Source organism: Bathymodiolus thermophilus thioautotrophic gill symbiont, assembly GCF_003711265.1.
GTDB lineage: Bacteria > Pseudomonadota > Gammaproteobacteria > PS1 > Pseudothioglobaceae > Thiodubiliella.
In genome coordinates, this window is the sequence record NZ_CP024634.1 from 134,599 (window position 1) to 150,734 (window position 16,136).

7 protein-coding genes and 1 tRNA gene are annotated in these 16,136 nt (G+C 38.4%); 5 read left to right on the top strand and 3 right to left on the bottom strand.

What is annotated here, in order from left to right; translation table 11 throughout:
* The first annotated feature begins 445 nt into the window (after positions 1–445).
* The 3 genes from MS2017_RS00475 (at position 446) to MS2017_RS00485 (ending at position 10,856) form a co-directional block, all read left to right on the top strand.
* On the top strand, positions 446–2,977 hold the full coding sequence (locus MS2017_RS00475) for a calcium-binding protein (protein WP_122950906.1): 2,532 nt from the start codon (positions 446–448) through the stop codon (positions 2,975–2,977).
* Positions 2,978–3,403: 426 nt separating this feature from the next.
* Entirely contained in the window at positions 3,404–5,815 is a 2,412-nt protein-coding gene (locus MS2017_RS00480; protein WP_122950907.1) for a calcium-binding protein, read from the top strand.
* Between the two features lie 1,162 nt (positions 5,816–6,977).
* Positions 6,978–10,856 carry a calcium-binding protein gene (locus tag MS2017_RS00485; RefSeq protein WP_122950908.1) on the top strand — a complete coding sequence of 1,293 codons (3,879 nt, stop codon included), beginning with the start codon at positions 6,978–6,980 and terminating at the stop codon, positions 10,854–10,856.
* Between the two features lie 388 nt (positions 10,857–11,244).
* On the opposite strand, the gene MS2017_RS00490 is transcribed toward MS2017_RS00485, so the two are convergent.
* Both MS2017_RS00490 and MS2017_RS00495 read right to left on the bottom strand, forming a co-directional pair.
* Positions 11,245–11,826 (bottom strand): LolA family protein, encoded by a 582-nt coding sequence (locus MS2017_RS00490; protein ID WP_071564529.1) that lies wholly within the window; start codon positions 11,824–11,826, stop codon positions 11,245–11,247.
* A 3-nt stretch (positions 11,827–11,829) separates the two neighbouring features.
* Positions 11,830–14,115 carry a DNA translocase FtsK gene (locus MS2017_RS00495; protein WP_122950909.1) on the bottom strand — a complete coding sequence of 762 codons (2,286 nt, stop codon included), beginning with the start codon at positions 14,113–14,115 and terminating at the stop codon, positions 11,830–11,832.
* Positions 14,116–14,176: 61 nt separating this feature from the next.
* Here MS2017_RS00495 and trxB point away from each other — a divergent pair, with 61 nt between their 5' ends.
* On the top strand, positions 14,177–15,121 hold the full coding sequence (trxB, locus tag MS2017_RS00500; RefSeq protein WP_071564531.1) for a thioredoxin-disulfide reductase: 945 nt from the start codon (positions 14,177–14,179) through the stop codon (positions 15,119–15,121).
* A gap of 29 nt (positions 15,122–15,150) precedes the next feature.
* Positions 15,151–15,226: transfer RNA gene (locus MS2017_RS00505), tRNA-Phe, on the top strand.
* A gap of 349 nt (positions 15,227–15,575) precedes the next feature.
* On the opposite strand, the gene MS2017_RS00510 is transcribed toward MS2017_RS00505, so the two are convergent.
* Positions 15,576–16,133, bottom strand: coding sequence for a UPF0149 family protein (locus MS2017_RS00510; protein ID WP_071564532.1), 558 nt, complete (start codon positions 16,131–16,133; stop codon positions 15,576–15,578).
* Between the last annotated feature and the right edge of the window lie 3 nt (positions 16,134–16,136).

Sequence of the window (16,136 nt, forward strand, 5' to 3'; positions counted from 1 at the left end):
TATTTTTAAATAACATAGTGAGACCTTTGCATAAATATAAATAATCATCAAGAATCCTCGTTTCACCCACTTGGTAATTTTTTAAACCCAGCCTTAGCCCTGCTAGGACAAGGTTTAAGAAAATTACCAAGTGGGCAAAAATTGAATTTTGCTAATCATCCATATTTATGCAAAGGTCTCATAGTGATAAAAATTAGTATAAAATTAAACACAATCTTTAAAAATAGTTTAATATAGAAGGTAAATTATGGTAAAAGAAAAGCCTTAAGGAAAATTTAATTTTGATAGGACATTGTTGAGGCTGTCCCATTAGAAATAGAAGGTACGCATCTGAGATGAGCCAACATTTTCTTAGTGCAATAGCCTTGCATTCAGACATGAATCAGCCTTACATTAGAATCAAAAATAATTTCAATCGCTTTTAAATGCAACAGAGGAGAGGGTAATGATAGAATACGGACATAAAGATAGTATGATGTATCGTACTTACGATGATGCAGTTCAACATATAATTGAATTGTTAGATAAGGCTATGAAAGATGATAAGGTGCCGTTGTGGGCAAGAAAAAAAGTTGGAGTAAGGTACGCTGATGATACGATTAAAATTAATGTTACTTTTGATAGTGCTGATGATGTCAAAATGGTGACAAAGGTTGGTCATGCTGTTGCTGATGTTTTCAGTCATTTGAATGAAGTGGAAGGGACGATTGTGGTGGCTACTGATACTAAAGTAACTGCACCAGTGATTAGCGTTGAGTTAGTTGTGCAAAAAGATGACAAAACTAAAGACACTATTCCCGATGTCTACGATTATCTAAAACACAAAGACGAGCAAGAAATAGACACTAAAGTCCCAGCAGCCTTTATAAATGGCTTTGAAAAAGGTTTTATAGGCCATCTTTTAGAGACTGACATTCTTGTTTTAAACGCCCTGCTCGAGAATATTCAAGATTTGCTTAGCTCAGCAGCAGATTTTATAAATAACGACCCATTGGCTTTCGATCTAAATGGTGATGGCATTGAAGTAACGCCTATCAATAATGGCGTAATGTTTGACCATAACTCAAATGGCGTTAAAACCAAAAGCGCATGGTTAGGTGAGGATGATGCTTGGTTAGCACTTGATAAAAATGGCAATGGCGTAATTGACAACGGCTCAGAATTGTTTGGCGACAGCACTATATTGTCAAATGGAAACAAAGCCAAGAATGGCATTGAGGCTTTGGCTGATTTGGATAGTTATAAAGATGGCGTTATTGATAATAAGGACGATCAGTTTGAAAATTTTAAATTGTGGCAAGATGCTAATCATGATGGCATTAGCCAAAAAAGTGAACTCAAAACCTTGACGGAACTAAGAATAAAATCTATTGACCTTACTCGCACAGGTAAAACCAATACTTTTGATGGTGCAAAGCAAACTGACGGACTTGAATTTACTAAAGCTGATGGCTCTACTGGAGAGGTGGCTGAGTTACACCTGAATAAGAATGAATTTTATTCTGAATTTTTAGCCGATGTTAAATTTAAAAATGCCGATTTTAATGTCAAGGGCTTGGGCTATGTTCGCGATTTAGCAGGAGCCATGAGTGTGGATGATACTCTGAAATCCTTGGTTACTAATTTGATGAGTAAAAGCACCTATAGTGAGCAATCACAAATTTTTGATCAAGTGCTTTACCAATGGAGCAAAGGTGCCATTCAAACCTCTGCTTTTAATGCTGAGTTTGTTGCTGGTAGTAAAGTACAAAAGTACAAAGAAAGATTAGTTCGTTTTGATATTGACGACACACTTAGGCAGAAACTTGCCGTCCTAGAGACTATGAGTGCTGAGGATATTCTAACAAAGAGCACTTGGGTAAAGGCCTCACAAAAAACAGATATAGGCAAGGCAGTTGATGTATACAGTTTTAACAAGAGCAATAGAGTGGATTCTCAGGCTTTTTATGAGCAAGCTTATGATGCTCTAAAATCCTATCAAATGACTCAAGTTGCAAGGTACACTTTGTTTAAGCCCTTGGTTAATCTTCTTGAACTAACCTTTGTAGAAGGCGAATATCATATTGATACTAGTGCCACTAAAGAATCAATAGTAAAGGATTTTGCGACTGATCACGATAATACTATGGCGTTGACACTTGGTTTTAATGAAGCATATGGACACAATCAAAGTCTATCCGAAGACTTTAATTATTTATCAATACTCAAAAACAATAATTCAATCTTTGCAGATATGACTTTGGAAGAAATAGCAGTGCGCATTGACAATAAACAGATTTTATTTGCCAAAGATACACAATCTATTAGTGCAAGAAACGGCCAGGCACATTGGCTTATTGGGCTTGCCGGGGATGATGTATTGAAGGGTAATGTTGGTGATGACACTCTGGTAGGTGGAGAAGGTAACGACACTCTAAATGGAGGAGAAGGTAACAATATTTTAGTGGGCGGAACAGGCAATGACATTCTCAGTGGCAGTCATCAGGGTAAAGACATTTATTTATTTAACTTAGGCGATGGACAGGATAAAGTTATTAATACATCTTTTGATAAACCACCAGCATTTAAGGATAAAAAGAGCGCCAAATCACTCTTTAGTAGTCTTGATGAAATTGTTTTTGGTGCAGGTATTGACAGCAAGGATATTGTAGCGACAAAATTAGGATGGAATTTGGTTTTATCTAACAAAAACAACACAGATAAAATTACCATCGAAAATTGGTTTAATGGCAAGTACCGGATTGAGAAATTTGAATACGCTGACGGTACAATCATTGACGCTAGCGCTTATAGCGATATTAGCGAGAGCGCACCTCCTGTCCCTAAAGGTTGGTTTTCTGGTGGCGATATTGAGGTATTTGAACATGCTGATGGCGCAAAATTTAGTGCTAGTATTGACCCTCAATATAGTGCTTTAAGCAATGAACAAGATAAAGTTGCTTTTCATCCAGATCTAATAACGACGATATTACACTGATAAATTTAAGGTTAGATTTATTTTTATTTGGCAACAACACAGGTAAAAGTATTACCAAAGATTGCTTTTTCTGATACCGATTTAGATTGAACAATTTGAATGTGCTGACGACATAATTGTTAACGCCAGCGCTTATTTGATATTAATCTTGGATCTGCCAATAATGACATGAATGTTGCACTTATGGTGTGAATTTAAGAGAGTTGAATTCACTGTTTGAGAAAATTTAATTTTGATAAGACGCTTATATTAAAGAATAGACATCGTCGAAACTACTCCATTAATAAGGGAAGGCACGCATCTGAGGCGAGCCAACATTTTCTTGGTGCAATTGCATTGCATTCAGACAGGAATACTGCACATTATCAGTCTTACATTAGAATTAAAAATAATTTTAACTAATTTTAAACAACAAAGGAGAAGGTAGTGATTGAATATAAATGGAATTTTAGTGAGACATTTTATACTTACGATGAAGCAGTTAAACATGTAACTGAATTGTTAGATGAGGCTATGAAAAACGATAAGGCACTATCTCAAGTAGGGCAAAAAGTTGGAGTAGTGTATGTCAAAGGCATGATTAAAATTAACGCTACTTTTGATAGTGATGATGATGTCAAAGTGGTGGCAGAGGTTGGTCGCGTTATTGCTGATGTTGTCAGTAATTTGAGTGTTCTAAAGATTGTGGTGGCCTCTGGATTCACACTTCAACCAAGGGTTGGCGTTAGGTTGGTTGTGCTAGAAACAACAAAAGGAGGTGTCACAGTCAAAGACATTACTGACAATGTTTATGATTATCTAAAACACCAAGACGCTAAAGAAATAAACACCGAAGTCTCGTCAGCCTTTATGAGTGGCTTTGAAAAAGGTCTTATAGGCTCTCTTTTAAAGGCTGATATTTCTGCTTTAGAAGCCCTATTACAAAATATTCAAGGCTTGCTTGGCTTGGCAGGAAATTTTGAATATAACGACCCATTGGCTTTTGATCTAGATGGTGATGGCATTGAAATAGTGCCTATCAAGAATGGCGTAATGTTTGACCATAATTCAGATGGCATTAAAACCAAAAGCGCATGGTTAGGTGAGGATGATGCTTGGTTAGCACTTGATAAAAATGGCAATGGTGCAATTGACAACGGCTCAGAATTGTTTGGCGACAGCACTATATTGTCAAATGGAAACAAAGCCAAGAATGGCATTGAGGCTTTGGCTGATTTGGACAGTAATCACGATGGTATTATTAACAATGAGGATGAACAGTTTAAAAATCTTAGATTATGGCAAGATGTTAATCAGGATGGTGTTGGACAAAGAAATGAAATCAAAACCTTGGAGGATCTAAATATAGAATTTATTAATCTTACTCGCACAGGTGAAGCCAATACTTTTAATGGCGCAAGGCAAACCGACGGACTTGAATTTACTAAAACTGATGACTTTATTGGAAGGGTAGCTGAGTTATCTCTGGATCAGAACGAATTTTATTCTGAATTTTTAGCCGATGTTAAATTTAAAAATGCCGATTTTAATGTCAAGGGCTTGGGCTATGTTCGCGATTTAGCGGGAGCCATGAGTGTGGATGATACCCTGAAATCCTTGGTTACTAATTTGATGAGTAAAAGCACTTATAGTGAGCAATCACAAATTTTTGATCAAGTGCTTTACCAATGGAGTAAAGGTGCCGTCCAAGCCTCTGCTTTTAATGCTGAGTTTATTGCTGGTAGTAAAGTACAAAAGTACAACAAAAAATTAATTCGTTTTGATATTGACGACACGCTTAGGCAGAAACTTGCCGTCCTAGAGACCATGAGTGCTGAGGGTAGTTTTTTAGATAACAACAACACTTGGTTTGTCACACAAGAAACAGATGCAGGTAAGGTTGATGTATACAGTTTTAACAAGAACAATGGAGTGGACTCTCAGACTTTTTATGAGCAGGCTTATGATGCTCTAAAATCCTATCAAATGACTCAAGTTGCAAGGCAAACTTTGTTTAAGCCCTGGGTTCAGTCTCTTAAGTTAACCTTTGAAGACGGCGAACCCAATATCGATACTAGCGCTACTAAATCATTGATAGCAAAGGATTTTTTGACTGATCACGATAATACTATGGCGCTGACACTTGGTTTTAATGAAGCATATGGACAAGCCCTATCCAAAGACTTTAATTATTTATCAATACTCAAAAATAATAGTCCAATCTTTAAAAATATGACCCAAGAAGAAATGGCAGTACGCATTGACAATAAACAGATTTTATTTGCCAAAGATACACAATTTATTAATGCCACAGAAGGCTACGATGTACATTGGCTTATTGGACTTGCTGGGAATGATGTATTAAATGGTGGTTATGGTGACAATATTCTGATAGGTGGAGAAGGTAATGACACTCTAAATGGAGGAAACGGTTATTGCAATACTTTAGAGGGCGGTGCAGGCAATGACATTTTAAATGGAGAAGGGCTTTTCAATACTTTAGAGGGCGGTGCAGGCAATGACATTCTCAATGGCGGTAATTTTTATCGTGAAAACACTTATTTATTTAACTTAGGCGATGGTCAGGATGAGGTTACTGTTTGTAAGGATATTGGATCTGATGTTGGTTATAGGCATAGCAAAATTATTTTTGGTGCAGGCATTAACATAACTGATATTACAGCGACAAGTTTAGAATTGGATTTGGTTTTATCTAACGAAAACAACGCAGATAAAATTACCATTAAAAATTGGTTTGCTAGTGAAGGGTACCAGATTGAGCAATTTGAATACGCTGACGGCACAATCGTTGGTGCTAGTTTTTATGCTGACATTCATGACATGGGTGTTATGATGTAATCGAATAGAGGAATATTAACGACAAACCTTAGGAATTAAAACCTATCAATATATTGATTGTGTGTGGTTTTTGTATAATTTACGAACAATCATTAAAAATCCATCTTTTGTCAACTTAGTGATTTGGTGTACCAGCGTAGTTTTTTTTTGTGGGCGTTGGAAGGCAAGGTTGTGCGCTACTAGCGCTTGTCAATAACCTGCGTTGCTCATGTTGCTGATAACGCCTGAGGTTTCCATATCATCAGGAGCGGTTGGTGGTGGCTTGAAATTGAAGCTTTGCGTGATGAGGTAACAATTTACACTGCTTCATCATAGATTCTAGTTCTGGTGCACCCTTCCCCTTTTCGGCAGTTAATTCATTGAAGCTTGGATCAAGTAATGGCGTTCCTTTTTCTTTGGACTTTTAAAGTTTTTCGTTAAAGCCTTAATGTTTCGAACCTCAAATTTAGCCAGTAATAAGTAGCAGTTCCATTTCATTGACACACCATCACAGTGCAGAGGCAACTTGATTCATACTAGATAAATCCGTATTAAAAGTAGTCTAAAAATAGAAAAAAATATTATGCTAAAAACTATTGAGAGCGTTTTATTAGTAGATAAAATTCAATCATTAGAGCAAACCAAAAGACAATACAAATCCAGCGCTTATTGGTTTTTAGGTTTGAGTTGGCTGACCAGTTTTTTGTTGATTTGGATAATATAACTGGGCAAAGATTTTTTTGGATTTTGTGTGCCGATGGTGGGTAGATTGGAGAATATCAGGCTTTATAGCGTATCTGACCCATTTGTCTGTATTGTTATATTTTGTTTTATTATGTGGCTTTTTAGGTGTATACTTAGGGTGAATGTGCTTTATATGATGATTTTGGTTAAGGGAAATTTTAACTATAATAAAGAGAGCAATTTAAGCGGGGTTATAACAATAAAAGATATTATTAGCAGGTATTACGATAAAAAAATATGTTGCTATTTTGGGATTTTCATGGTTACTACACCGCCAACATTCCTGTGTAAGTGGTGAAGCGTCAACAAATTGGTTTAAAACTAGGTATATTTATTATTCAGTAAGAGCTTTTGGTGCAATATTTACTATAGGAGCACTACTCTCATTGATAATTTTTATATATAGCCACTCTTTAATTAAACAACAGGAGAAAAACCCATGCCAAATAATAATCAAAATTTACCAGAAGACAGCACAATAGTCGAAATTACTAGCAATATAAACGCCGCCTTATATTCTGCAGTTAGTGATGCTATGAGCAAAGCACCACCTTCATTTAAAGCAGGATTGTCTTTAATTAGACAGTCGAGTGGTGTATTGCAAATTGGCATTGCTGCTGATACTGACAATCAAGCACAAGAAATGGCTGAATTTGTTGGTGGTGTGATTGGGGGTTTTTTAGGTAGCTTTGGATCTCCTCTTGTTGGCATTGACTTAGGTTCCGCTGGTGGAGTAGCAGATGAAGCAATCTACGACTACTTCACTGATAGCGCAAGAACTGCTCAAGCCGATCCACGACTTGCTACTGATAAAGGCATTGATTTAGATGCTGCTATTGAACACGCTAGAACTGATAATTCTGAATCTCGTGCTGATGTTAAGGCGTTAGAAGGTTTAGAAAACGGTGACTCCACCGCCATCAAAGGTGACAATACTCTCAGCGAAATCGCTCAAGCCAATAGCATGACCCTCAACGAACTCCTCGCTCTCAATCCTGACTTTTCAGGCAATCCAGAACTTGTCCGCCCAGGAAACTTGGTCCTTTTAAAAGACACACAAGGCACGCAAACCTTCACCCAGTGGCTAAACGATAACCCAGATGTCAGACAAGATGTGATTAACCAAGTTAAAAGAGACTTGGGGCTTGCTACTAATTCTAAAAGTCCACTTGTTTTAGATCTCGATCTTGATGGCGTAGTAGAAACCATTTCTAAAGCAAACTCAGGAGTGTATTTTGATCATGATGGTAACGGCTTTAAAGAGCAATCAGCTTGGGTAGGTAGTGACGATGGTTTATTGGTGTATGACCGTAATAATAACGGTAAGATTGACGATGGATCTGAGTTGTTTGGCAATAACACTCTACTTGCCAATGGTAGAAATTCTGTTAATGGTTTTAAAGCACTGAGTGAGTTAGATAGTAATGGAGACGGCATTATTGACAATACAGATGCTCAATTTAATAACATTAAAGTTTGGCAAGACAAAGACTCTGATGGTGAATTGGATGACGGTGAGCTTTTAAGTCTGAGTGAGGCAGGAGTAGTTTCACTTGGTACTACTTACATCAGTTCAAATGAAGTAGATAGCAACAACAACGCTCATAAACAACAAGGACACTTTACCCGTAGTGATGGCGGTAGTGCCAAGATGAACGATGTTTGGTTTGATGTAAATTTGGCCGTTACCAAGGAAACTAACTTGGTGGCAGTAAGTGATGTTATTAAGAATTTGCCTAATTTACTAGGCTTTGGCAATGTGCGCAGTCTGCACCAAGCCATGGCACTAGATGCCAGTGGTGAGTTGCAAACTCTGGTAGAGCAAGTAATTGGCAGTAGCGATGATGAGCAAGATGCGCTACTTACACAGATGATTTATCACTGGACAGGCGTTGAAGACATAGATCCAAACAGCAGGGAGGCAACAACAAAAAATTACAGTAATGTTATCGACGCTAGAAAACTAGAGGCGCTTGAAGAATTAATGGGAAAAAAATGGCTTGACGCTCGGTGTTTAGGAGGTGATAACGGCCTATATGGGCAAGCGGCACCAGTATTACTCAAAACTTTTGATGATTTCAAAGTGTATATCAAAGAAAAAATGCTTAAGAATATAAGTGATGATTTTCTTGCTAAGATTCGCATTGACACCGATATTGAGGCAGTGTATGTAGATACTCTTGTAAACTATATACACTTTGAATATGCAAGCAATCCAAAAAATATTCTAATTAAACTTAAACAATTAAAATTATTATTGCAGAATATGGGCGCAGAAGGTGAAATGGCTTTACTGGCTATTAGGGCAACTGGTGACATTTATGGCGATGAAATTGCACAAGAGTTAGCAAGGGATTGTGATCAAGTTTTGACTGGAACAAATGGCAATGATATTCTCAATGGCGGTACTGGAAACGATATTTTAAATGGTGTAAATGGTAACAATACCTTAGAAGGTGGCAAAGGTAACGATACCCTGAGTGGCGGTGGTTTTCAGAGTAAAAATACCTATTTATTTAACTTAGGCGATGGTCAGGATAAAATTATTGATTATAGTATTAACTATGCCTCTAGTAAAGATACAATTATTTTTGGTGCAGGCATTAATGTCAATGATATTGTGGCGACAAATCTAGGGCTAGATTTGGTTTTATCTAACAGCAGTAACACAGATGAAATTACCATTAAAAAATGGTTTGTTGGCAATAGATACTGGATTGAAAAATTTGAATACGCTGACGGCACCACCATTGACGCCAGCGCTTATGCTGATATGATCTTTAAAATAAGGGGCACAAATCAAGATGACATCTTGACAGGGAGGATGGATTTTAATAATAGCATTTACAGTTTGGCAGGCAATGATATTTTGACAGGTGGCTATAAGAACGACATTTTGAATGGTGGTAGCGACAACGATATTCTAAGGGGTGGAGAAGGCAACGATACCCTAGTAGGCGGAACAGGCAACGATACTTTAGATGGCGGTGGTTTTCGTAGTAAAAATACCTATTTATTTAACTTAGGCGACGGTCAGGATGAAATTATTGAGGATAGCGCCAACTATGCCTCTGGTGACGATACAATTATTTTTGGTGCAGGCATTAATGTCAATGATATTGTGGCGACAAATCTAGGGCTAGATTTGGTTTTATCTAACAGCAGTAACACAGATGAAATTACCATTAAAAAATGGTTTGCTGGCAATAGATACCGGATTGAAAAATTTGAATACGCTGACGGCACAATCATTGACGCCAGTGCTTATGCTGATATGATCTTTAAAATAAGGGGCACAAATCAAGATGACATCTTGACAGGGAGGATGGATTTTAATAATAGCATTTACAGTTTGGCAGGCAATGATATTTTGACAGGTGGCCATAAGAACGACATTTTGAATGGTGGTAGCGACAACGATATTCTAAGAGGTGGAAAAGGCAACGATACCCTGGTAGGCGGAACAGGCAACGATACTTTAGATGGCGGTGGTTTTCGTAGTAAAAATACCTATTTATTTAACTTAGGTGACGGTCAGGATGAAATTATTGAGGATAGCGTCAACTATGCCTCTGGTGACGATACAATTATTTTTGGTGCAGGCATTAATGTCAATGATATTGTGGCGACAAATCTAGGGCTAGATTTGGTTTTATCTAACAGCAGTAACACAGATGAAATTACCATTAAAAAATGGTTTGCTGGCGATAGATACCAGATTGAAAAATTTGAATACGCTGACGGCACAATCATTGACGCCAGTGCTTATACTGATATGATCTTTGAAATAAGTGGCACAAATCAAGATGACATTTTGACAGGGAGGATGGATTTTAATAATAGCATTTACAGTTTGGCAGGCAATGATATTTTGACAGGTGGCCATAAGAACGACATTTTGAATGGTGGTAGCGACAACGATATTCTAAGAGGTGGAAAAGGCAACGATACCCTGGTAGGCGGAACAGGCAACGATACTTTAGATGGCGGTGGTTTTCGTAGTAAAAATACCTATTTATTTAACTTAGGTGACGGTCAGGATGAAATTATTGAGGATAGCGTCAACTATGCCTCTGGTGACGATACAATTATTTTTGGTGCAGGCATTAATGTCAATGATATTGTGGCGACAAATCTAGGGCTAGATTTGGTTTTATCTAACAGCAGTAACACAGATGAAATTACCATTAAAAAATGGTTTGCTGGCGATAGATACCAGATTGAAAAATTTGAATACGCTGACGGCACAATCATTGACGCCAGTGCTTATGCTGATATTAATCTTGAATCTGTTAATGATGGCATGAGCGTTATGTAATCGAATAGAGAAATATTAACGGCAAACCTTAGGAATTAAAACCTATCAAATATGAGGCCTTTGCATAAATATGGATGATTAGCAAAATTCAATTTTTGTGCCATTGGTAATTTTCTTAAATCTTGTCCTAGCAGGGCTAAGGCTGGGTTTAAAAAATTACCAAGTGGGTGAAAAATGGATTCTTGATGATTATTTATATTTATGTAAAGGTCTCAATATATTGATTGTATGTGGTTTTTGTATAATTTATGAACAATCATTAAAAATCCATCTTTTGTCAATCTGGTGATTTTTTAAATTCAGTTTTAGTTTACTAGGGCAAAGTTTAGAGAAATTGTCAATTCGGTAAAAAATGGATTTTTTAACCATTCATATTTATGCAAAGGCTTTATTTAATAATATCAAAACTTGGGTCAATCGCCAATTCAAAAGTTTTTGGTATGATATTGGGGTTAATGACTAGTTGGTCAAACGAAACGCTAACTGTTTGTTCTAAATCGTTGATTAGCACAATGGCACTCAGTAGTCCGTCTTGAAAGCCAAATTCTACTGATTGAGTGTTACCTTTTGCTAAATACCAGTCAATGCCGCCCGCTTGATGAGAAAATTTTGGCACATTTTTAAGGGTGTTGGGTTTGTTGATTAGCCAGTAGAGGGGTGTTTCTGCAAAATTTTTGGTTTTTTGTAAAACCGCTTGTTCAAGTTCGGTGTCGATTAGCCATAATTCATCGTTGCTCAGTAGCAGTGTTTGTTCGTTGGGCTGGGTGGTGTGCCAGCGTAGTTTTTGTGGGCGTTGGAAGGTAAAGTTGCCGGTTGTTTTGCTTAACAAATTGTAGCCGTCGTCATACACTGTTTGTGAGAAGTTGGCACTGAGTGATTCTATTGAATTGAAAAACTCGGAAAACTGGTTGCGTTCACTGAGCGCTGTATTTGCCCACAAGAAAGATACGATAATAAATATTTTGATCATTTTTTAATCCTTGCCAATTGGTTTTGGCGCTAGTACTTGTCGATTGCCTGCGCTGTTCATGCTACTAACAACGCCTGAGGCCTCCATGTCATCAATAATCCGTGCGGAGCGATTGTAGCCAATGCGTAGGTGGCGTTGTAGGCTTGAAATTGAGGCTTTGCGTGATGAGGTAACAATTTGCACTGCTTCATCGTATAAGGCATCCATCTCGCCTCCAGTTTCGCCAGTGCCCTCGTGGGAGCTGGCAGATTCGCTGTGTGCGTTAACAACGCTATCCAGATAATTGGTTTCAGAGTGTTCGCGTAAAAAGCCTACCACGCGTGCAATTTCATCGTCTCCAACAAAGGCACCGTGTACACGAGTTAAGTGCGAAATGCCGGGTGTCATATAGAGCATATCGCCCATACCTAATAATTGTTCTGCACCGCCTTGATCGAGAATGGTTCGAGAATCAACTTTTGAAGTAACTTTAAAGGCGACACGAGAAGGGACATTGGATTTGATAAGACCTGTAATCACATCAACACTTGGGCGTTGGGTGGCAATGATTAAATGAATACCAGCAGCACGCGCTTTTTGCCCAAGGCGTATGATGAGCGCTTCTACGCGCTTGGCTTTGGCACGGTCTTCTTGTGCTAGCGAGCCTAGCATATCGGCATATTCATCGATGACCAGCATAATCAGTGGCAATGACTCTAGTTCTGGCGCACTTTCTCCCTCTTCGGCAGTTAATTCATTAAAGCTTGGGTCAAGTAATGGCGTCCCTTTTTCTTTGGACTTTTTAAGTTTTTCGTTAAAGCCTTCAATGTTTCGAACCCCAAATTTAGCCAGTAATAAGTAGCGGCGTTCCATTTCATTGACACACCACCACAGTGCAGAGGCGGCTTGATTCATATCGGTGATAACGGGTGTGAGTAAGTGTGGCGTGTCTGCATAACACGATAATTCGACGACTTTAGGGTCAATCATAATCATTCGCACTTGTTCTGGCGTGGCTTTATAAAGCACACTTAGAATCATCGCATTTAGCCCAACTGATTTTCCCATGCCCGTTGCGCCTGCCACTAACAAATGCGGCATTTTTGCTAAATTTGTTACTATGGGTTGTCCGTTAATATCTTTGCCGAGCGCCATGGTGAGCATAGAAGATGAGTTAGCAAACACTTCGCTAGATAAAATTTCTTTTAACCCAATTATTTCTCGTTCGGTATTTGGAATCTCTAAACCAATCACAGGTTTACCAGGAATAACATCAACAATACGCACACTTTCAACCAACAAAGCACGCGCCAAGTCTTTGCTCAAGTTCATAATTTGCGATACCTTAACACCCGGTGCGAGAGAAAGTTCAAATTGTGTAATGACGGGACCCGGTGTTACTGCGGTAGTGGTTACACTAAAGCCAAAGTCCTTGAGTTTGAGTTCTACTTGGCGTGATATTTCTTCAAGTTCTTGTTCAGAATAGCCTTTGGTGCTGACTTTGATTTCATCAAGCAGTGACAAATCAGGTAGTCCGCTTAAAGTTGTGCCGTTAAACAGATTGGAATTTGTTGCTGCCTTGATTTTCTTTGGAGGCATATTCTTTTTGGTCACATTCACTTTATTTATTAGATTGGGCTTTGGGGCTTTGGCTTGTTGTGCCTTAGCAAAGGCTTTGGCGGCTTTTCTTGCTTCAGATTTTGCACGGGATTTTGCACGATATCGCACAAAACTAGCGTACAGCCTACGAAGCACTTTGCCGACAGAAGCAAGAATACTGTTCCATGAAGTGGCACTAGCAACGCTAAAACTAATCATCATAATGCTTAGGTAAACAAGCAACGATGTTGACCCGAATAACGAACCAAAGTAATTGTGTACCATTTCGCCAACCCAACCGCCAGCGGGGGGCAATGTATTTCGTGCTAGTAATGCTGTGCTAGAGGCAAATAATAGAATGGTGGCAACAAGTCGGATGGCAATAGTAAGGTAACTGTTCGATTCTTTCTTAGTGTTTTTGTGAATTTTGTAGCCCAGCCAAGTTAGTGAAATTGGGATTAAATAAGCGCCATAACCTAAGATTGACAAAGAAAAATCACCCAAATAAGCGCCAAACACACCCGCTAAGTTAGTTGCAGTTCCACTGAGGGCAACGCCAGACCAAGGATTTTCCTCTGGTGAGTAAGTAATTAATGCCACAAGATAAAGCAGGCTAAAGGCAATGAGTGCAATAAAAAACACCTCGTTTTTGGCACGGGTGTAGCGAGGCTGAGTGGTATTTTTTGCTTTAGATTTGGTATTTTTTTTCAAGATGATTTACGCTTACTCTATAATATTCATAATTTAGTAATTATAAAGGGTTGGTATATCAATGAGTAAAAATAAACATTGCAAAGTATTAATTGTTGGTTCTGGCCCTGCAGGTTATTCTGCAGCAGTTTATGCAGCTAGGGCAAACCTCGATCCAGTAATCATTAGTGGCATGGAGCAAGGTGGCCAGTTAATGAGTACCACTGATGTGGACAATTGGCCAGGCGACAATGAAGGCGTGCAAGGGCCTGATTTAATGGCACGCATGCAACAACATGCCGAGCGTTTCAATACCGAAATTATTAACGATACCATTACCAAGGTTGACTTTTCTGCTCGTCCCTTTACATTAAACAGTGCCGAAACCACTTATACCGCTGATGCTGTTATCATTGCTACGGGTGCCAGTGCGCGTTACTTAGGCTTGCCTTCGGAAGAAGCGTTTAAGGGCAGAGGCGTTAGTGCTTGTGCGACCTGCGATGGCTTTTTCTATCGAGGGCAAAAAGTTGCGGTGATTGGCGGGGGCAATACTGCGGTAGAAGAGGCGTTATTTTTGTCAAATATTGCAGACCATGTAACGATTATCCACCGTAGAGATAAATTTTCTAGTGAAAAGATTTTGTCCGACCAGTTAATTGAAAAGTCAAAAACGGGCAATATTACCATTGAATACAATTACAATCTTGATGAAGTATTGGGTGATGATGCAGGCGTAACAGGTTTGCGATTAAAAAATAATGATGGCAGTACCAAAGATATTGCAGTGCATGGCGTGTTCATTGCCATCGGACATACGCCTAATACAGGTATTTTTGAAGGCAGTTTAGAGATGAATCATGGCTATATTCAAGTGCAAAGTGGCACGCAAGGCAATGCTACTCAGGCCAGCGTTGAAGGTGTATTTGCCGCAGGGGATGTGGCAGATCATATTTATCGTCAAGCCATTACTTCGGCAGGTTCGGGTTGTATGGCAGCGTTGGATGCCGAAAGGTTTTTAGGAGAGTAATTTTGCAGGTATAATTGCTATTTTTTTAAGGCCACATAGCTCAGTTGGTAGAGCAAGGGATTGAAAATCCCTGTGTCCCTAGTTCAATTCTAGGTGTGGCCACCATTTTTTAAGAAGCCTGTATTTATACAGGCTTTTTTTTTGGATTAAACTCCCGCAACCCCTTCTATTGTGCTGATTTTAATTCATTATTTTTTATATAGGCTATATTAGTATTTATTTATACAATAAACTTGTAATATTATAAAATAATGATATAATTTCTCCTATGCCACCATTCTCCCCCAAGAACTTATCCTCTCCTCAAGAGATAAAAGTGGTGGCATACTTATTCATTGTTAAGTGTTAAACAAAAAAAAGTGTTGGCACTTAATACACCAAAAAGCGTTATTAACCATTTGTTAATAACGCTTTTTTGTGGGAAATTGGTTATTCTTAATTTATTGCTATGTGCTTAGTGTAGTGTATCTGTAGATATATAATCTTGCTTAGAAGGCTGCAAAGTCTCTTGAATAAGTAAGGTGCCCATACGCACAAATTCGATAATTTCGCTCAAATCATTTGCATTTTCTTCATCGTCTAGCACCTCGCTATCTAATTGAGATATTTCACTAAAGTCTTTAATCATTTCCAGTATATCTTCATCATGCGTGGATATTTTTTGTAAACCTAAGCCGACTAAGAATCCTTGACACCACTGAATTAATGTATCGGCTTGCTCTTTTAGTGTGCAGTCTTCATCTGCAATTAACAACTGGAAATTGAGTGTTTCGTCACCCAGTTGTAGGAGTGTACTGTTGTAAATTTGTGCTAATTTCTCATGGGCAGATTTTTCATTAAGATTGTCAAAATCAATGCTTACCAGCACTTCATTTAGCCATTCATCTAACGAAAGATCAGGTTTAACACAGGCAAAGCCACATAAAATACCATGGGCGCTGGCAATCGTGTCATCGGTGTTTAAGTGATGCAGGGTGTTTTTAACTTCATCGTAGTTGATTATAATTTCCATATT

Excerpts from the sequence above, each read along its gene's own strand:
- MS2017_RS00485 (WP_122950908.1), top strand. The coding sequence starts at position 6,978 with ATGCCAAATAATAATCAAAATTTACCAGAAGACAGCACAATAGTCGAA.
- trxB (WP_071564531.1), top strand. The coding sequence starts at position 14,177 with ATGAGTAAAAATAAACATTGCAAAGTATTAATTGTTGGTTCTGGCCCT.
- MS2017_RS00490 (WP_071564529.1), bottom strand. The coding sequence starts at position 11,826 with ATGATCAAAATATTTATTATCGTATCTTTCTTGTGGGCAAATACAGCG.
- MS2017_RS00475 (WP_122950906.1), top strand. The coding sequence starts at position 446 with ATGATAGAATACGGACATAAAGATAGTATGATGTATCGTACTTACGAT.
- MS2017_RS00510 (WP_071564532.1), bottom strand. The coding sequence starts at position 16,133 with ATGGAAATTATAATCAACTACGATGAAGTTAAAAACACCCTGCATCAC.